This is a genomic window from Luteimonas sp. A537 (assembly GCF_054052065.1).
The window spans coordinates 270,427-287,710 of the sequence record NZ_JBSVRH010000002.1 but is presented as its reverse complement, the minus strand read 5'-3'; the positions used below and the strand labels follow the sequence as shown (position 1 = coordinate 287,710).

18 protein-coding genes and 1 tRNA gene are annotated in these 17,284 nt (G+C 68.5%); all 19 read left to right on the top strand.

Features of this window, described 5'->3' with window-relative positions; all coding sequences use genetic code 11:
* Window positions 1–6 precede the first annotated feature (6 nt).
* The 19 genes from truA to nuoI all read left to right on the top strand — a co-directional run bounded on the left by truA (window position 7) and on the right by nuoI (window position 17,283).
* Complete coding sequence (gene truA / locus ACW7GZ_RS05180) at window positions 7–834, top strand: tRNA pseudouridine(38-40) synthase TruA (protein ID WP_457008206.1); 828 nt, start codon at window positions 7–9, stop codon at window positions 832–834.
* 1 nt (window position 835) lies between these two features.
* Window positions 836–1,528 carry a phosphoribosylanthranilate isomerase gene (locus ACW7GZ_RS05175; RefSeq protein WP_457003532.1) on the top strand — a complete coding sequence of 231 codons (693 nt, stop codon included), beginning with the start codon at window positions 836–838 and terminating at the stop codon, window positions 1,526–1,528.
* Complete coding sequence (gene trpB / locus ACW7GZ_RS05170; protein ID WP_457003534.1) at window positions 1,521–2,735, top strand: tryptophan synthase subunit beta; 1,215 nt, start codon at window positions 1,521–1,523, stop codon at window positions 2,733–2,735. The genes ACW7GZ_RS05175 and trpB overlap by 8 nt, the downstream gene beginning before the upstream one ends.
* Window positions 2,732–3,571 (top strand): tryptophan synthase subunit alpha, encoded by an 840-nt coding sequence (gene trpA, locus ACW7GZ_RS05165; protein ID WP_457008204.1) that lies wholly within the window; start codon window positions 2,732–2,734, stop codon window positions 3,569–3,571. Before trpB ends, trpA begins: the two co-directional genes overlap by 4 nt.
* Before the next feature lie 46 nt (window positions 3,572–3,617).
* Window positions 3,618–4,514 (top strand): acetyl-CoA carboxylase, carboxyltransferase subunit beta, encoded by an 897-nt coding sequence (gene accD / locus ACW7GZ_RS05160; RefSeq protein ID WP_457008202.1) that lies wholly within the window; start codon window positions 3,618–3,620, stop codon window positions 4,512–4,514.
* Complete coding sequence (gene glmM / locus ACW7GZ_RS05155) at window positions 4,511–5,896, top strand: phosphoglucosamine mutase (protein WP_457003539.1); 1,386 nt, start codon at window positions 4,511–4,513, stop codon at window positions 5,894–5,896. The genes accD and glmM overlap by 4 nt, the downstream gene beginning before the upstream one ends.
* Before the next feature lie 166 nt (window positions 5,897–6,062).
* Window positions 6,063–7,016, top strand: a complete 954-nt coding sequence (locus ACW7GZ_RS05150; protein ID WP_457008200.1) for an isopenicillin N synthase family dioxygenase — start codon at window positions 6,063–6,065, stop codon at window positions 7,014–7,016.
* A gap of 79 nt (window positions 7,017–7,095) precedes the next feature.
* The gene (gene tpiA, locus ACW7GZ_RS05145; RefSeq protein ID WP_457003543.1) at window positions 7,096–7,848 is read left to right on the top strand and encodes a triose-phosphate isomerase; all 753 of its coding nucleotides are present in this window, start codon (window positions 7,096–7,098) and stop codon (window positions 7,846–7,848) included.
* Window positions 7,849–7,873: 25 nt separating this feature from the next.
* Window positions 7,874–8,317: a preprotein translocase subunit SecG gene (secG, locus tag ACW7GZ_RS05140; RefSeq protein WP_457003544.1), complete on the top strand. Its 444-nt coding sequence runs from the start codon at window positions 7,874–7,876 to the stop codon at window positions 8,315–8,317.
* Window positions 8,318–8,372: 55 nt separating this feature from the next.
* Window positions 8,373–8,457, top strand: a tRNA-Leu gene (locus ACW7GZ_RS05135).
* An 87-nt stretch (window positions 8,458–8,544) separates the two neighbouring features.
* On the top strand, window positions 8,545–8,901 hold the full coding sequence (locus ACW7GZ_RS05130) for an NADH-quinone oxidoreductase subunit A (protein WP_457008617.1): 357 nt from the start codon (window positions 8,545–8,547) through the stop codon (window positions 8,899–8,901).
* Window positions 8,892–9,479, top strand: a complete 588-nt coding sequence (locus ACW7GZ_RS05125; RefSeq protein WP_343278365.1) for a NuoB/complex I 20 kDa subunit family protein — start codon at window positions 8,892–8,894, stop codon at window positions 9,477–9,479. Before ACW7GZ_RS05130 ends, ACW7GZ_RS05125 begins: the two co-directional genes overlap by 10 nt.
* A complete protein-coding gene (locus ACW7GZ_RS05120) occupies window positions 9,472–10,260 on the top strand; it encodes an NADH-quinone oxidoreductase subunit C (protein WP_457003547.1) in 789 nt (262 codons plus the stop codon). The genes ACW7GZ_RS05125 and ACW7GZ_RS05120 overlap by 8 nt, the downstream gene beginning before the upstream one ends.
* Window positions 10,261–10,262: 2 nt before the next feature.
* A complete protein-coding gene (locus tag ACW7GZ_RS05115; protein WP_457003980.1) occupies window positions 10,263–11,561 on the top strand; it encodes an NADH-quinone oxidoreductase subunit D in 1,299 nt (432 codons plus the stop codon).
* A complete protein-coding gene (gene nuoE / locus ACW7GZ_RS05110; RefSeq protein ID WP_457003549.1) occupies window positions 11,558–12,085 on the top strand; it encodes an NADH-quinone oxidoreductase subunit NuoE in 528 nt (175 codons plus the stop codon). Before ACW7GZ_RS05115 ends, nuoE begins: the two co-directional genes overlap by 4 nt.
* 14 nt (window positions 12,086–12,099) lie before the next feature.
* A complete protein-coding gene (gene nuoF, locus ACW7GZ_RS05105; protein WP_457008198.1) occupies window positions 12,100–13,446 on the top strand; it encodes an NADH-quinone oxidoreductase subunit NuoF in 1,347 nt (448 codons plus the stop codon).
* The gene (nuoG, locus tag ACW7GZ_RS05100) at window positions 13,443–15,689 is read left to right on the top strand and encodes an NADH-quinone oxidoreductase subunit NuoG (RefSeq protein ID WP_457003553.1); all 2,247 of its coding nucleotides are present in this window, start codon (window positions 13,443–13,445) and stop codon (window positions 15,687–15,689) included. The genes nuoF and nuoG overlap by 4 nt, the downstream gene beginning before the upstream one ends.
* Window positions 15,686–16,795, top strand: a complete 1,110-nt coding sequence (nuoH, locus tag ACW7GZ_RS05095) for an NADH-quinone oxidoreductase subunit NuoH (RefSeq protein ID WP_457003555.1) — start codon at window positions 15,686–15,688, stop codon at window positions 16,793–16,795. The genes nuoG and nuoH overlap by 4 nt, the downstream gene beginning before the upstream one ends.
* A complete protein-coding gene (nuoI, locus tag ACW7GZ_RS05090; RefSeq protein ID WP_457003557.1) occupies window positions 16,795–17,283 on the top strand; it encodes an NADH-quinone oxidoreductase subunit NuoI in 489 nt (162 codons plus the stop codon). The genes nuoH and nuoI overlap by 1 nt, the downstream gene beginning before the upstream one ends.
* Window position 17,284: the final 1 nt, after the last annotated feature.

The window sequence follows — 17,284 nt, the reverse complement described above, 5'->3', positions numbered from 1 at the left end:
CACACCATGCGCTACGCACTGGGCACCGAATACGACGGCAGCGACTTCCTGGGTTGGCAGCGACTGGGTGACGCCGGCGCCGGGAACGCGCGGACCCTGCAGGCGACGCTGGAGGCGGCGCTGTCGAAAGTGGCGGATGCGCCGGTGGCCACCATCTGTTCCGGCCGTACCGATTCCGGGGTCCACGCGCGCTGCCAGGTCGTGCATTTCGACAGCGACGCCCTGCGCGATCCGCGCAGCTGGATGCTGGGCACGACTTCGCTGCTGCCGCCGTCGATGGCGGTGCGCTGGTGTCGCGAGGTTGACGATGACTTCAGCGCGCGGTTCTCCGCGCGCGCGCGCCGCTACCGCTACCGCATCCTCAACCGCCCGGTCCGGCCCGCGCTCGGCCACCAGTACCTGGCCTGGAGCCGGCACCCGCTGGACGCCGATGCCATGCACCGCGCCGCCCAGGCCCTGGTCGGTGAGCTCGACTTCACGTCGTTCCGCACCGTGCATTGCCAGGCGCCACACGCCCGCCGCGACCTGCAGCGGATCAGCGTGACGCGCGAGGGCGACGTCATCGTGGTCGACGTCCAGGCCAACGCGTTCCTGCATCATATGGTCCGCAACATCGTCGGATCGCTGCTGGAAGTGGGCGGCGGTCGCCGTCCGGAGCAATGGGTCGCCGAGGTGCTGGCCGCGCGCGACCGCCGGCATGCCGGCCCGACCGCGCCCTCGGGCGGCCTGGTGTTCCTCGGCCCCCTGTATCCCGCGGACTGTGGCCTCCCTCCGGAAGTCACGCTGGATTGCCCCGGCGCTGCGCCCGGACCCCTTCCCCTGCCACGCCCCTGACATGCCACGCACCCTCTTCCGTACGCGCATCAAATTCTGCGGCCTGACCCGCGCCGGCGACGTCCGCCTCGCGAGCGAGCTCGGTGTCGACGCCATCGGCTTCGTCTTCGCACGGGGCAGCACGCGCCGGCTCCACGTCGCCGAGGCCCGCGTCCTGCGCGAGGCGCTGGCGCCGCTGGTCGATGCGATCGCCGTGTTCCGGGACAACTCCGCCGACGAGGTCCGCGAGGTGGTGAAGCAGGTGCGGCCGAGCCTGCTGCAGTTCCACGGCGATGAAGACGATGCCTTCTGCCGCCGCTTCGGGCTGCCCTACCTCAAGGCGGTGGGCATGGGCGCCGGGACCCCGGTGGAGGGGCCGGCCCTGGCGGCCGCGTTCCCGGGCGCGTCGGCGTTCCTGTTCGACAGCCATGGCGGCGGCCATGACGGCGGCAGCGGGCGCGCATTCGACTGGTCGGCCCTGCCGCGCACGCTGACCCGGCCGCTGCTGTTGTCCGGTGGGCTTTCGCCCGGCAACGTCCATGATGCCGTGGCCGCGACCATGCCGTGGGGCGTGGACGTGAGCAGTGGCATCGAGTCCGCCCCCGGTCAGAAGGACGGTGACCTGATGCGCGCCTTCGTGGCCGAGGTGCGCCGCAGCGATTGCCGTACGGATGATGATGAAGCAGCAGTTCTGGAGGAGATGCGCGATGAGTGACATGCCGGCCGATTTCCACGCCTTCCCCGACGCCCGCGGCCACTTCGGTCGCCACGGCGGCCGCTTCGTCGCCGAGACCCTGGCCGGGCCGCTTCAGGAGCTGGCCGCGGCCTACGACGCGGCGCGCGGCGATCCGGCCTTCATCGCCGCGTTCGAAGCCGACCTCGCCGACTACGTCGGCCGGCCGAGCCCGATCTACGAGGCCGTGGGCCTGTCGCGCCACGTCGGTGGCGCGCGCATCCTGCTCAAGCGCGAGGACCTGAACCACACCGGCGCGCACAAGATCAACAACACCATCGGCCAGGCGCTGCTCGCCAGCCGCATGGGCAAGACCCGGATCATCGCCGAGACCGGCGCCGGCCAGCACGGCGTGGCCAGCGCCACGGTCGCAGCGCGGCTGGGCCTGGAGTGCGTGGTCTACATGGGCGCGACCGACATCGAGCGCCAGAAGATCAACGTCTACCGCATGAAACTGCTGGGCGCGACGGTGGTGCCGGTGACCAGCGGTTCGGCGACGCTCAAGGACGCGCTCAACGAGGCGATGCGCGACTGGGTGACCAACGTCCGCGACACCTTCTACATCATCGGCACGGTGGCGGGCCCGGATCCGTATCCGCGCATGGTGCGCGACTTCAACGCGGTGGTCGGCAAGGAGGCGCGCGCGCAGATGCTGAAGCGCCACGGCCGCCTGCCGGACGTGGTCACCGCCTGCGTCGGCGGCGGCAGCAACGCGATCGGCATCTTCCACGCCTTCCTCAACGACCGCGACGTGGGCCTGGTCGGCGCCGAGGCCGCGGGGGAGGGCATGGACAGCGGCCGGCACGCGGCCTCGATCTCGGCCGGGCGCGTGGGCGTGCTGCACGGCAACCGTACCTATGTGCTCTGCGACGACGATGGCCAGGTGATCGAAACCCACTCCGTCTCCGCCGGCCTGGACTATCCCGGCGTCGGTCCTGAACACGCTTTCCTCGCCGATACCGGCCGCGCCACGTACGTCGGCGTGAGCGACGACGAGGCGCTGGAGGCATTCCATCTGCTGGCGCGCACCGAAGGCATCCTCGCCGCGCTGGAATCCAGCCACGCGGTGGCGCAGGCGATCAAGCTCGCACGCGACATGCCGAAGGACGCGCTGGTGCTGTGCAACCTGTCGGGTCGCGGCGACAAGGACGTGCACACCATCGCCGCGCGCGAAGGAGTGGAGGTATGAGCGCCGTCGAGGTCGCGCCGCGAATCGCGCGCCGCTTCGCCGCGTTGCGCACAGTCGGACGCAAGGCCCTGGTGCCCTTCATCACCGCAGGCGATCCGGGGCTGAAGGACACGGTGCCGGTGATGCACGCGATGGTCGAGGCCGGTGCCGATGCGATTGAGCTCGGCGTGCCGTTCTCCGACCCGATGGCGGACGGCCCGACCATCCAGCGCAGCTCCGAGCGCGCGCTGGCGCGCGGCGCCGGCATGGCCTGGGTGCTGGAGCGCGTGCGCGAGTTCCGCGAGCGCGACGACGACACCCCCGTAACGCTGATGGGTTATCTGAACCCGGTGGAGATCCGCGGTGCCGCGGCCTTTGCCGCCGCCGCCGCCGATGCCGGGGTGGACGGCGTGCTGCTGGTCGACCTGCCCCCGGAGGAGGCCGCGGAGTTCCGCGATGCGTTCTCCGCCCGCGGCGTGGCGCTGGTGCTCCTGGCATCGCCCACCACGGATCCCGAGCGCGTGGAGATGCTCTGCTCACTCGCGCAGGGCTATCTGTACTACGTCAGCTTTGCCGGCGTGACCGGCGATTCCGCACGCCTGGACTCTGCTGCCGCGGCCGCGCACCTGCGCGCCATCCGCGCCCGCAGTCCGGTGCCGGTGGTGGCCGGCTTCGGCATCCACGACGCCGCCAGCGCCGCGGCCATGGCAGTGGATGCCGACGGCGTCGTGGTCGGCAGCGCCCTGGTCAAGGTGATGGAGGCTGCCGGCAGCGGCGCGGCCGCGGCGGCGGCGGCCGCCTTCCTGGCGCCCCTGCGCCGGGCCCTGGATGCCGGCGCCGGCGGGGCAGTGGGCTAAACTCCACGGGTTCGCGGCCCAGTCCGCAAAGGATCACAGCAAACGCATGTCCTGGCTGAAGAAAATCATGCCCGCCCGCATCCGCACCGAGGGCAGCCCCGCACGCAAGCGCAGCGTGCCCGAGGGGCTGTGGGAGAAGTGCGACAGCTGCGGGGTGGTGCTTTACCGCCCGGAGCTCGAGGAAAACCTCGAGGTCTGTCCGAAGTGCGCCCACCACATGCCGATCCGCGCCCGTGCGCGCCTGGCGGCCTTCCTCGATGCCGGCAGCGGCCGCGAGATCGGCGCCGCGCTCGGCCCGGTCGACGTGCTCCGCTTCCGTGACCAGAAGCGCTATGCCGACCGCATCAAGGCCGCGCAGAAATCCACCGGCGAGCGCGACGCGCTGATCGCGATGGAAGGCCGGCTGAAAGGCAGCCCGATCGTTGCCAGCGCATTCGACTTCGCCTACATGGGCGGCTCGATGGGTTCGGTCGTGGGCGAGCGCTTCACGCTGGCTGCCGAACGCGCGCTCGAGATCGGCTCGCCCTTCGTGAACTTCTCAGCCAGCGGCGGCGCGCGCATGCAGGAAAGCCTGTTTTCGCTGATGCAGATGGCCAAGACCTCGGCCGCGCTCGGCCGCCTGCGCGCGGCGGGGCTGCCCTATATTTCGGTGATGACCCATCCGACCACCGGCGGCGTCTCGGCCTCGTTCGCGATGCTCGGCGACATCAACCTCGCCGAGCCCAAGGCCCTGATCGGCTTCGCCGGCCCGCGGGTGATCGAGCAGACCGTGCGCGAGACCCTGCCCGAAGGCTTCCAGCGCTCCGAGTTCCTGGTCGAGCACGGCGCCATCGACCAGATCTGCGACCGCCGCGAGCTGCGCGGACGCATCGCCTCGCTGCTGGCGATATTGATGCGCCAACCCGCGCCGCCCGCGGAGCAGGCCGGCGAGGTCGCGTCATGAGCACCCAGCGCAGCGCGACTGCCGGCGGCGTGCGCCGCTGGTTCGGCACCGACGGCATCCGCGGGCGGGTGGGCGAAGGCCCGATCTCGGCCGACTTCATGCTGCGCCTGGGCAATGCCTACGGCCACGCGCTGACCGCGCGCGTCAAGGACGGCGGCGAGTGGCGCAAGCCGATGGTGATCATCGGCAAGGACACCCGGATCTCGAACTACATGTTCGAGGCCGCGCTGGAGGCCGGCCTGGTCGCTGCAGGCGTCGACGTGCAGCTGATGGGACCGATGCCGACGCCGGCGGTCGCGCACCTCACGCACTCGATGCGGGCCGACGGCGGCATCGTGATCTCGGCATCGCACAATCCGCACCACGACAACGGCATCAAGTTCTTCTCGGCCATGGGCGAGAAGCTCGACGACGCCACCGAACTCGCCATCGAGTCGGCGCTTGACCAGCCCTTCCGCACCGTGGCTTCCGACAGGCTCGGCAAGGCGATCCGCACCCGCGATGCGGTCGGCCGCTATGTCGAGGCCTGCAAGGGTTCGGTGCCGCGCAGCTTCGATCTCGACGGCATGCGCATCGTGGTCGACTGCGCGCACGGAGCCACGTACCAGATCGGACCGATGGTGCTGCGCGAGTTGGGCGCGCGGGTCGAAGCCATCGGCGTCGACCCCAACGGCCTCAACATCAACGATGGCGTCGGCTCCACCTGGCCCGAAGGCTTGGCCGCACGCGTGCGCGAGTCCGGCGCCGAACTCGGCATCGCCTTCGATGGCGACGGCGACCGGGTGGTGTTCGTCGATGCCGACGGCCAGGTGCGCGACGGCGATGACCTGGTCTACCTGCTGGCCTGCGACTGGAAGGAAAGTGGCCGCTTGCGCGGCCCCGTGGCAGGCACGCTGATGACGAACTTCGCGCTTGAGCAGGCACTTGCCGCCCGCGACATCGGCTTCATCCGCACGAAGGTCGGCGACCGTTACGTCCACAAGGCGCTGGTGGAGCGCGGTGGCGTCCTGGGCGGCGAGGCGTCCGGCCACCTGCTGTGCCTGGACAGGTCCACCACCGGCGACGGCATCGTCAGCGCCCTGCAGGTGCTGGAAGTGCTGCACCGGCGCGGCATGTCCCTGGCCTATGCACTGCGCGAACTGCGCAAGGTGCCCCAGCGCACGATCAACGTGCGCGTCGCCAGCGGTTCGCGGCCGGTGGAGGTCGACAGCGTCAAGGCGGCGCTGGCAGAGGCCCAGCGCGCGGTGGAGGGGCGGGGCAGGGCATTCCTGCGCCCCTCGGGCACCGAGCCCGTGGTCCGCGTGACCGTCGAGGCCGACGACGAGGCGCTGGTGACGGCGACCCTGGAACAGCTCGCCGCCGCGGTGCGCGCCGTCGCCTGAGCAGTGCACATGTGGGAACAGCTATAGCTGCGACCGATCACTCCACAACCGCCTCCCAACCGCGCATGACCGCGCCCACGCCCGCCCGATCCGCTACTGCGTGCGCGGGCGCTATCATGCCCGTCCAGCATCCCCGCCCCGGGGACAATGCGCTTCCGAGTGAGCCATGGCACCGCGAATCCCGACCCTCGACATCCGCCGCTTCACAGATCCCGCCAGCCCCGAAGACCGCCAGGCCTTCGTTGACGAGCTGGGCGCCTCGTACCGCGAGTGGGGTTTCGCCGGAATCCGCAACCACGGCATCCCGCAGGGCTTGATCGAAGAGGCCTACGAGGCCTTCAAGGCCTTCTTCGCGCTGCCCGAGGAGGCCAAGAAGGCCTACCACGTGCCAGGCGGCGGCGGCGCCCGCGGCTACACGCCCTTTGGCGTGGAGACGGCGAAGGACTCGAAGCACTTCGACCTGAAGGAGTTCTGGCACATCGGCCGCGAGATCGCCGACGACTCCGGCTACCGCGACGTGATGCCGCCCAACCAGTGGCCGGCCGAAGTGCCGACGTTCCGCGAGAAAGGCTATGCGCTCTACCAGGCGCTGGACGGCCTGGGCTCGCAGGTGCTGCGCGCGCTGGCCCTGCACATCGACCTGCCCGAGCACTGGTTCGCCGACAAGACCGATTTCGGCAATTCGATCCTGCGCCCGATCCACTATCCGCCGATTACCGCCGACGACATCCCCAACGTGCGCGCCGGCGCCCATGGCGACATCAATTTGATCACGCTGCTGGTCGGGGCCAGCGCCGCCGGGCTCGAGGTGCGTTCGCACGAGGGCGAGTGGGTGCCGTTCACCGCCGACGCCGACACCATCGTGGTCAACATCGGCGACATGCTGCAACGCCTGACCAACCACGTGTATCCGTCCACGATCCACCGCGTGGTCAATCCTCCGGGCGAGCTCGCGCGCCAGCCGCGCTATTCGGTGCCGTTCTTCCTGCATCCGAACCCGGACTTCCTGATCGACGTGCTGCCTTCCTGCGTGACCGCCGACAATCCCAGCCGCTACCCGGAGCCGATCACCGCCCACGGCTACCTGGAAGAGCGGCTGCGCGAGATCAAACTGGCCTGAGTGCGGGCGCTGCGCGCGCATGCAGGAACGCGCGCGAACGCCTAGACTCTGCGGCCCCGCCATATCCCGAGGTTTGAAAATGCGCGCACGCATCGTCGCCGGCAACTGGAAGCTCAACGGCAGTCGCAGCTCCGCCGCAACCCTGCTGGCCGACATGGCCGCGGGCCTGCCGGCCGCTGGCGTGGATGTGGTGGTGCTGCCGCCGGCGACCCATCTGGAAGGCCTCGTGTCCGCCTGGGGCGCGCGTGGCATCGGCTTCGGCGGACAGGACGTGAGTGCCCATGCCGAAGGCGCATACACCGGCGAAATCTCGGCCGCGATGCTGGCCGACGTCGGCGCGCGCTTCGCGCTGGTCGGCCATTCCGAGCGCCGCCAGTACCACGCCGAAGACAGCGCGCTGGTAGCGCGCAAATTCGCCGCGGCGCTGGCTGCCGGCCTGCGCCCGATCCTTTGCGTCGGCGAGTCGCGCGAGGACCGCGAAGGCGGCTCGACCGAGTCGGTGATCGCCGGCCAGCTGCGCCCGGTGCTCGATCTCGTGGGCGCGGAAGGCTTCGAGACCGCCGTGGTCGCCTACGAGCCGGTGTGGGCCATCGGCACCGGCCTGACCGCCACGCCGCAGCAGGCGCAGGATGTCCATGCGTTCATCCGTAGCGAGGTTGCCGCGCGGGGTGCTACCATTGGAAATTCACTGCCGATCCTCTACGGCGGCAGTGTGAAGCCCGCCAACGCCGCCGAGCTGTTCGCCATGGCCGACGTCGATGGAGGCCTTATCGGCGGAGCCTCGCTGGTGGCCACGGACTTCATGGCCATCGTAGCCGCGGCGGCGCACTGACCGCCCGGCTCAAGAGAACGGAACCATGCTGCAACTCATCCTCAACATCGCCTTCGTGCTCGTTGCCCTCTCGCTGATCGCGCTGATCCTCATGCAGCGCGGTGCGGGCGCACAGGCCGGATCGGGTTTCGGCGGCGGCGCATCCGCCACCGTCTTCGGCGCGCGTGGCGCGTCCAACTTCCTCAGCAAGTCCACCAAGTGGCTGGCCATCGTGTTCTTTGCGCTGACCCTGTTCATGGCCTGGCAGGCCACGAACATGGCACGCGAGGTCGGTCCATCCGCGGTGGACCTGGGCGTGATGTCCGAAATCCCGGCCGCGCCCGCGGCCCCCGGCGAAGTGCCTGCGGCTCCGGGCACGGCGCCCGCGGCGCCCGGCTCCGCGGTCCCGGCTGCGCCCGAGGCCCAACCGCCCGCCGCACCGCCCCCCGCACAGGGGGAAACGGGGCAGGAAGTCCCGCAGGGCGGCTGATAGCGATTACAATGTCGCGCCTTCGTACAAGCGTACGGAGAGAGTGTAAAAATTTGCCCAGGTGGCGGAATTGGTAGACGCACTACCTTGAGGTGGTAGCGGCTTAGGTCGTGGGGGTTCGAGTCCCCCCTTGGGCACCATACAAGCGTCAGGCGCGGCCGGTGACGGTCGCGCCTGGCACCAGCTAGCAAAGGGGCGTGCATGTGCCCCGTAGCCGAGGGAACACCGTGCTGGCCGAATATCTGCCGACCCTGCTGTTTCTGTTTGTCGCAACCGGAATCGGCATTGCCCTGGTCGTAATAGGCAATGCCCTGGGCCCGAAGTTCTACAACGCCGAGAAGCTCACGGCCTACGAATGCGGCTTCGCCCCGTTCGAAAATTCGCGGATGCAGTTCGACATCCGCTACTACCTCATCGCCATCCAGTTCATCGTCTTCGACCTGGAGATCATCTTCATCGTCCCGTGGGCCACCGTGTTCCGCGAGCTGGGCGTGCTCGGCCTGGTCGAGATGGGCATCTTCGTCGGCATGTTGCTGATCGGCTTCATTTACGTGTGGAAGAAGGGAGCGCTCGAATGGGAGTGATCCAGGCGGCCCGCAGCCTTGCGAATGCCGCAAGCAACCCGCTGCCCGAGGGGCGCGTCGACGACATCCTGCGTCCGGAAGGCGACAACCCGCTGCTGGAACAGGGCTTCGTCACCACAAGCTCGGACATCCTGCTCAACTGGGCGCGTACCGGCTCGATGTGGCCGGTGACCTTCGGCCTGGCCTGCTGCGCGGTGGAGATGATGCACGCCGGTGCGGCGCGCATGGACCTCGACCGCTACGGCGTGGTATTCCGCCCGTCGCCGCGCCAGTCGGACGTGATGATCGTGGCCGGCACCCTGGTCAACAAGATGGCCCCGGCGCTGCGCAAGGTCTACGACCAGATGCCCAACCCCAAGTGGGTGATCTCCATGGGCAGCTGCGCCAACGGCGGCGGCTATTACCACTACTCGTACGCGGTGGTGCGCGGCTGCGACCGCGTGGTGCCGGTCGACATCTACGTGCCGGGCTGCCCGCCGACGGCCGAGGCCCTGGTGCACGGCATCCTGCAGCTGCAGCGCAAGATCCGCCGTTCCAGCAACTTCGGCGATGAAAAGACGGGACAGCGCAATGTCTGAGTCCGCGACGGCGTTTGCCACGCGCCTGCACGCGCGCTTCCCGCAGGGTTTCGTCGAGGTCGCGCTGCCGCGCGGCGAAGTCGGGCTGGTGCTGGGTGCCGCCGAATGGCGCGAAGGCTGCCGCGTGCTGCGCGACGAGTTCGGCTTCGAGGTCCTGATCGACCTCTGCGGCGTCGACCACCTGGGCTACGGCACCGACGAGTGGGACACCAACGCCTCGTCGGAGGGCTTCAGCCGCGGCGTCGAGGGCAAGGGTCCCGGCCGCTTCCGCTACGGCGAGACGCCCAGCCAGCAGCTCGACGACCCCGATGGCGTTGGCGCGATCCCGCTGCCCGAGAATCGCTTTTCGGTCGTGGTACAGCTGCTTTCGATCGCCAACAACCGCCGCCTGCGCGTGACCTGCCATGCGCCGGATGATGCGCTGCCGATCGTCGATTCGCTGTGCGATGTCTGGGAGGGCGTGAACTGGTTCGAACGCGAGACCTTCGACCTGTTCGGCATCGTGTTCCCCGGCCACCCGGACCTGCGCCGGCTGCTCACCGACTACGGCTTCATCGGCCACCCGTTCCGCAAGGATTTCCCGCTGATCGGCAATGTCGAAGTCCGCTACGACGCCGAGAAGCAGCGCGTGATCTATGAGCCGGTGACCTCGGTCGAGCCGCGCGTGCTGGTGCCCCGCGTCATCCGCGACGACGCCCATCTTGCGACCGCGCGCGGCGAGGCGCGCGACCTGAAGGTCGGTCCCGTGCGCGGTGTCGCGCCGGCAGGAGACGCCAAGTGAGCATGCAGCCCCCAAGCGAACTGCTGGCCAGCAACCAGGCGGAAGCGCGCCAGGAAATCCGCAACTACACGCTGAACTTCGGTCCCCAGCACCCGGCCGCGCACGGCGTGCTGCGCCTGATCCTGGAAATGGACGGCGAAGTCGTGCAGCGCGTCGATCCGCACGTGGGCCTGCTCCACCGCGGCACGGAGAAGCTGGCGGAGTCCAAGCCGTTCAACCAGTCGATCGGCTACATGGATCGCCTCGACTACGTGTCGATGATGTGCAACGAGCACGCCTACGTGCTCGCGATCGAGAACCTCCTCGGCATCCAGGCGCCCGAGCGCGCGCAGTGGATCCGCACGATGTTCGACGAGATCACGCGGCTGCTGAACCACCTGATGTGGATCGGTTCCAACGGCCTCGACCTCGGCGCGATGGCGGTGATGCTGTACTCGTTCCGCGAGCGCGAAGAGCTGATGGACGTCTACGAGGCGGTCAGCGGCGCGCGCATGCACGCGACCTATTACCGCCCCGGCGGCGTGTACCGGGACCTGCCCGACCAGATGCCGAAGTACCGCGAGTCGCCGTGGCGCAAGGGCAACAAGCTCAAGCGCTTCAACGAGTGGCGCGAAGGTTCGATGCTGGACTTCCTGGAAGCCTTCACCAGGGACTTCCCGTCGCGCATCGACGAATACGAGACCCTGCTGACCGAGAACCGCATCTGGAAGCAGCGCACGGTCGGCATCGGCGTGGTTCCGCCGGAGCAGGCCATGGCCCTGGGCATGTCGGGCGTGATGCTGCGCGGCTCGGGCATTGAGTGGGACCTGCGCAAGAAGCAGCCCTACGCGAAGTACGACCAGGTCGATTTCAAGATCCCCGTGGGCACCAACGGTGACTGCTACGACCGGTATCTCGTGCGTGTTGCCGAGATGCGCGAGTCCAACCGGATCATCGCCCAGTGCGTGGACTGGCTGCGCGCCAACCCCGGCCTGGTCATGGTCGACAATTTCAAGGTCGCGCCTCCCTCCCGCGAGGAGATGAAGGACGACATGGAAGCCCTGATCCATCACTTCAAGCTGTTCTCGGAAGGGTATTGCGTGCCCGCCGGGCAGACCTACCAGGCCGTCGAGGCGCCCAAGGGCGAGTTCGGCTGCTACCTGGTCTCGGACGGTGCCAACAAGCCCTTCCGCGTCCACCTGCGCGCACCCGGCTTCGCGCACCTGTCGTCGATGGATGCAGTGGTGAAGGGACACATGCTGTCCGACGTGGTGGCGATGGTTGGCACCTATGACCTCGTCTTCGGAGAAGTGGACCGATGAAAGCAACCGGCAACTTCGAGAACGCGCGCAATGTCGACCCGATGGTCGTGCTCAGCGACGAGACGCGCGCGCACATCGACCATTGGGTGGCCAAGTTCCCGCCTGATCGCAAGCGTTCGGCCGTGATCCAGGGCCTGTTCGCCACCCAGCAGCAGAACGGCGGTTTCCTGACCGACGAGCTGATCGCCGGCGTGGCCGGTTACCTCGGCATCCCGCCGGTGTGGGCGTACGAGGTCGCGACCTTTTACTCGATGTTCGAGACGAAGGAAGTCGGCCGCCACAACGTCGCCTTCTGCACCAACATCAGCTGCTGGCTGAACGGCGCCGAGGACCTGGTCGCGCACGCCGAGAAGAAACTCGGCTGCAAGGTGGGTGAATCCACCGCCGACGGCCGCGTCTACCTCAAGCGCGAGGAAGAGTGCGTGGCCGCGTGCTGCGGCGCTCCCGTGGTCGTGATCAACGGCCATTACCACGAGAAGCTGGACACCGCGAAGGTGGACGAGCTGCTCGACGGATTGAAGTGAGGCTGGACGCAGGCATGGCGCATCACAACACCCACGTCTCGGAAGGCTACGGCCCCGTCGGCCCTGCGCCGAAGGAACACCAGGCCGTCTACACCACGTTGCATTTCGACAAGCCGTGGTCGTACGAGAACTACCTGAAGACCGGCGGCTACCAGGCGCTGCGCAAGGTCCTGGGCGAGAAGATCCCGCCGGCCGATGTCGTCGAGATGGTCAAGCAGTCGGGCCTTCGCGGCCGCGGCGGCGCGGGCTTCCCGACCGGCCTGAAGTGGAGCTTCATGCCCAAGGGCGACGTGCAGAAGTACATCCTCTGCAACTCCGACGAGTCGGAGCCGGGCACCTGCAAGGATCGCGACATCCTGCGCTACAACCCGCATTCGGTGATCGAGGGCATGGCAATCGCCTGCTACGCCACCGGGTCCACGGTCGCTTACAACTACCTGCGCGGCGAGTTCCACCACGAGCCCTTCGAGCACCTCGAGGAAGCGCTGGCCGAGGCCTATGCGCACGGCTGGCTGGGCCGTGACATCCTCGGCAGCGGCGTCGACATCGACATCCACAACGCGCTGGGCGCCGGAGCCTACATCTGCGGCGAAGAGACCGCGCTGATGGAGTCGCTGGAAGGCAAGAAGGGCCAGCCGCGCTACAAGCCGCCGTTCCCGGCCAACTTCGGCCTGTACGGCAAGCCGACCACGATCAACAATACCGAGACCTATGCCTCGGTGCCGGCGATCATCCGCAACGGCCCCGAGTGGTTCGCGGGCCTGGGCAAGCCGAACAACGGCGGCTGCAAGATCTTTTCGGTGTCCGGCCACGTGATGAAGCCGGGCAACTACGAAGTCCGCCTTGGAACCTCGTTCGCGGACCTGCTTGAGATGGCCGGCGGCCTGCGGCCGGGGCGCACGCTCAAGGGCGTGATCCCGGGCGGCTCGTCGATGCCGGTGCTTCCGGGCTACACCATGATGGGCCTGACCATGGACTATGACGCGCTGCAGAAGGCGGGTTCCGGACTGGGTTCGGGTGCCGTGATCGTGATGGACGACAGCACCTGCATGGTCCGCGCCTGCCAGCGCATCTCGCGCTTCTACTGGCAGGAATCCTGCGGCCAGTGCACGCCCTGCCGCGAAGGCACGGGCTGGATGTACCGCATGGTGTCGCGCATGGTCGAGGGCAAGGCCACGATGGCCGACGTCGAGATGCTGCGCGAGTCCGCCGGCCAGATCGAAGGCCACACCATCTGCGCCTTCGGTGAAGCGGCCGCATGGCCGGTGCAGGGCTTCCTGCGCCACTTCTGGCACGAATTCGAATACTTCATCGAGCACGGCCGCTCGATCGTCGACGCCACCCCGGAGATCGCCGCATGAGCGCGCAGCCGGTGAACCCGAACCTGCCGCCCGACCACGTCACCGTCTTCATCGACGACGTGGAAATGGCCGCGCCCAAGGGCTCGATGATCATCCAGGCCGCCGACAAGGCCGGCATCCCGATCCCGCGCTTCTGCTACCACGACAAGCTCGCGATCGCGGCGAACTGCCGCATGTGCCTGGTCGACGTGGAGAAGATGGGCAAGCCCGCGCCGGCCTGCGCCACGCCGGTGATGGACGGCATGCGCGTGCAGACGCGCAGCGAGAAGGCGCTGAGGTCGCAGCGCAACGTGATGGAGTTCCTGCTGATCAACCATCCGCTCGACTGCCCGGTCTGCGACCAGGGAGGCGAGTGCGAGCTGCAGGACCTGTCGCTGGGCTATGGCCGCTCGGTGAGCCGCTTCGTCGAGCGCAAGCGTTCGGTCGCCGACGAGGACCTCGGCCCGCTGGTGGCCACCGAGATGACCCGCTGCATCCACTGCACGCGCTGCATCCGCGTCACCGCGGAAATCGCCGGCACCTACGAACTGGGCGGCATGCAGCGCGGCGAAAGCCTCGAAATCGGCACCTACGATGGCAAGCCGCTGACCACCGAGCTCTCGGGCAACGTGATCGACGTCTGCCCGGTGGGCGCGCTGACCAACAAGGTGTTCCGCTTCCGCGCGCGTCCCTGGGAGCTGATCGCGCGCGAGTCGCTGGGCTACCACGACGCGCTCGGCAGCAACCTGTTCCTGCACACCCGCCGCGGCGAAGTGATGCGCACCGTGCCGCGCGACAACGAGGCGGTCAACGAGTGCTGGCTGTCCGACCGCGACCGCTATTCGCACCAGGGCCTGTACGCCGAGGATCGCGCGATGCGTCCACTGCTGCGCGTTGCAGGCAACGGTGACGACGCCGACTGGCGCGAGGCGAGCTGGGACGAAGCGCTGGCGAAGGCCGCGCAGATCCTGCGCGACAACGCCGCCGACGACCTCGGCATCCTGGTACACCCGGCGACCTCGAACGAGGAGGGTGCCCTTGTCGCCCGCCTGGCCGAGGCCCTGGGCACCGGCAACCTCGACCATCGCATCGCCCAGCACGACCTTTCCGACGGCGCAGTGGCCGAGGTCTTCGGCATGCCGGTTGAAGACATCGAGAAGGCCGACGCCATCGTCATTGTCGGCAGCAACCTGCGCACCGAGCTGCCGCTGGTCAACCAGCGCGTGCGCAAGGCCTGGCTCGCGGGCGCGAAGGTGCACGTGGTCAATCCGGTGGACTTCGAGTTCACCTTCGACATCAGCCACAGGTCGATCGTCGCGCCGTCGAAGATCGCCGATGCGCTGGCGTCCGCCGAGCTGGCCGATGCGCTGCAGGGCGCTTCGCGGCCGGTCGTCATCGTGGGCGCGGTTGCCGAGTGCGGCATTCACGCCGCGGCGATCCGCGCCGCCGCAGCCGGTTTCGCCGGTCGCATCAACGCCGCGCTGTGCCGCGTGCCGCAGGGCGCGAACGCGGTCGGGCTTGCCCGCCACGGCGTGCTGCCGGCCTCGCGTGACGCCGCTGCCATGCTGGCCCAGCCGCGCGCCGGCTACGTCATCTACGGCATCGAGCCGGGGCTGGACTTCGCCGACCAGGCGAAGGCGATGCAGGCTCTGGGTGGTGCGCAGGTGGTGGCCTTCAGCCACTTCGCGTGCGAATCCACGCGTCGCGTTGCCGACGTGATCCTGCCGATCGGCCTGCTGCCCGAGCTCGACGCCACCCTGACCAACCTCGACGGCCGCGACCAGCGCACCGTCGCCGGCGGCAAGCTCCCGGGCGAAGCACGCCCGGGCTGGAAGGCGCTGCGCGCGCTTGGCGGGCTCCTCGGCCTCGAGGGCTTCGACTTCACCGATTTCGCCGGTGCACGTGCGCTGATGGTGCCACGCCAGGTCGACGTCGCGCGCAGCGAAGCCGTTGCAATCGCGGGCGAAGGCCTCGAGCTGGCGGTGTCGCAGGCGATCTACCGCGTCGACGGCGTGACCCGCCGTGCGGCCGCCCTGCAGGCGCACCCGCTCACGGTCGGCCCGCGTATCACGCTCAACGCCGACGACGCTTCCGCCGCCGGCCTGCGCGAAGGCGCCATGGCGCGCGTATCCAACGGCGCCGGCACGGGAACCCTGCTGGTGGCCGTCAGCACGGGCGTGGCCCGCGGCGCCGCCCTGATCGAATCCGGCTATGGCGCCACCGCGGCGCTCGGCGCCGGCGCGGTGCGGGTGGAGGCCGCATGAGCACGACGACGACCAATACGAGCACCGTGCTCCTCGGCTGGCTCGAGCCCTTCCGCGCCTGGCTGGACTCGCTTGGCCCCATCGGCACGGTCATCTGGCTGGTGTTGCTGATCCTGACGATCGCGATGCCGGTGATCATCACCGTCGCCTTCTACGTGGTCTGGGAGCGCAAGCTGATCGCCTGGATGCACGTGCGCCACGGGCCGATGTACGTCGGCTTCGGCGTACTGCAGGCCTTCGCCGACGTCTTCAAGCTGCTGTTCAAGGAAGTCATCCGGCCAAGCGCCGCGCACAAGGTGCTGTACTTCCTGGCACCGCTGATCACCCTGGCCCCCGCGTTCGCGGCCTGGGCGGTCGTGCCCTTCGATGCACAGCTGGTGCTCTCCAATGCCAACGCCGGCATCCTGTACCTGCTGGCCATGGTTTCGCTGGGCGTGTACGGCGTGATCATCGCCGGCTGGGCCTCGAACTCGAAGTACGCGTTCCTGGGCGCGATGCGTTCGGCAGCGCAGGTGGTGAGCTACGAGATCGCGATGGGCTTCGCCCTGGTCGGTGTGATGGTTGCCGCCGGCAGCCTCAACCTCAGCGAGATCGTGATGGCGCAGTCGGGCAACTCGGGCTTCCTCGAGTGGTTCTGGCTGCCGCTGCTGCCGCTGTTCATCATCTACTTCGTATCCGGCGTGGCCGAGACCAACCGCGCGCCCTTCGACGTGGTCGAGGGCGAGAGCGAGATCGTCGCGGGCCACATGGTGGAATACTCGGGTGCGGTGTTCGCGCTGTTCTTCCTGGCCGAGTACGCGAACATGCTGCTGGTCAGCATCCTCACCGCGACCTTCTTCCTCGGTGGCTGGCTGTCGCCGATCCCGGCGGCGTGGATCCCGGACATCCCGGTGCTTTCGGTGCTGCTGGGGGACGGCTGGTGGTGGCTGTTGGCCAAGACGTTCTTCTTCGCCAGCTGCTTCGTCTGGTCCCGGGCGACATTCCCGCGCTACCGCTATGACCAGATCATGCGCCTCGGCTGGAAGGTGTTCATTCCGCTGTCCATCGCCTGGATTGCGGTGACGGCATTGATGGCGTACTTCGGCGTCTTCGAGGCAGGTGCGTGATGGGCAAATTCGTTTCCTGGGCCAGGAGCCTGCTGCTGATCGAGATCATCAGCGGCCTGAAGCTGACGTTCCAGTACCTCTGGCGTCCGAAGTACACGATGATGTACCCGATGGAGAAGATCCCGCAGTCGGCGCGCTTCCGCGGGCTGCACGCGCTGCGCCGCTACCCCAACGGCGAAGAGCGCTGCATCGCGTGCAAGCTGTGCGAGGCGGTGTGCCCGGCGCTGGCGATCACCATCGACTCCGAGCAGCGCGAGGACAACACGCGGCGCACCACGCGCTACGAGATCGACCTGTTCAAGTGCATTTTTTGCGGCTTCTGCGAGGAGTCGTGTCCCGTGGACTCCATCGTCGAGACCCACATCCACGAATACCACTTCGAGAACCGTGGCGAGAACATCGTCACCAAGCCGCAGCTGCTGGCGCTGGGCGATCGCCTCGAGGCGGAAATCGCAGAGCGTCGCGCCGCCGACGCCGCATACAGGTAAG

Bases quoted from the DNA above. Each gene is read 5' to 3' on its own strand.
- truA (WP_457008206.1), top strand. From the start codon at position 7: ATGCGCTACGCACTGGGCACCGAATACGACGGCAGCGACTTCCTGGGT.
- ACW7GZ_RS05175 (WP_457003532.1), top strand. From the start codon at position 836: ATGCCACGCACCCTCTTCCGTACGCGCATCAAATTCTGCGGCCTGACC.
- trpB (WP_457003534.1), top strand. From the start codon at position 1,521: ATGAGTGACATGCCGGCCGATTTCCACGCCTTCCCCGACGCCCGCGGC.
- trpA (WP_457008204.1), top strand. From the start codon at position 2,732: ATGAGCGCCGTCGAGGTCGCGCCGCGAATCGCGCGCCGCTTCGCCGCG.
- accD (WP_457008202.1), top strand. From the start codon at position 3,618: ATGTCCTGGCTGAAGAAAATCATGCCCGCCCGCATCCGCACCGAGGGC.
- glmM (WP_457003539.1), top strand. From the start codon at position 4,511: ATGAGCACCCAGCGCAGCGCGACTGCCGGCGGCGTGCGCCGCTGGTTC.
- ACW7GZ_RS05150 (WP_457008200.1), top strand. From the start codon at position 6,063: ATGGCACCGCGAATCCCGACCCTCGACATCCGCCGCTTCACAGATCCC.
- tpiA (WP_457003543.1), top strand. From the start codon at position 7,096: ATGCGCGCACGCATCGTCGCCGGCAACTGGAAGCTCAACGGCAGTCGC.
- secG (WP_457003544.1), top strand. From the start codon at position 7,874: ATGCTGCAACTCATCCTCAACATCGCCTTCGTGCTCGTTGCCCTCTCG.
- ACW7GZ_RS05125 (WP_343278365.1), top strand. From the start codon at position 8,892: ATGGGAGTGATCCAGGCGGCCCGCAGCCTTGCGAATGCCGCAAGCAAC.
- ACW7GZ_RS05120 (WP_457003547.1), top strand. From the start codon at position 9,472: ATGTCTGAGTCCGCGACGGCGTTTGCCACGCGCCTGCACGCGCGCTTC.
- ACW7GZ_RS05115 (WP_457003980.1), top strand. From the start codon at position 10,263: ATGCAGCCCCCAAGCGAACTGCTGGCCAGCAACCAGGCGGAAGCGCGC.
- nuoE (WP_457003549.1), top strand. From the start codon at position 11,558: ATGAAAGCAACCGGCAACTTCGAGAACGCGCGCAATGTCGACCCGATG.
- nuoF (WP_457008198.1), top strand. From the start codon at position 12,100: ATGGCGCATCACAACACCCACGTCTCGGAAGGCTACGGCCCCGTCGGC.
- nuoG (WP_457003553.1), top strand. From the start codon at position 13,443: ATGAGCGCGCAGCCGGTGAACCCGAACCTGCCGCCCGACCACGTCACC.
- nuoH (WP_457003555.1), top strand. From the start codon at position 15,686: ATGAGCACGACGACGACCAATACGAGCACCGTGCTCCTCGGCTGGCTC.
- nuoI (WP_457003557.1), top strand. From the start codon at position 16,795: ATGGGCAAATTCGTTTCCTGGGCCAGGAGCCTGCTGCTGATCGAGATC.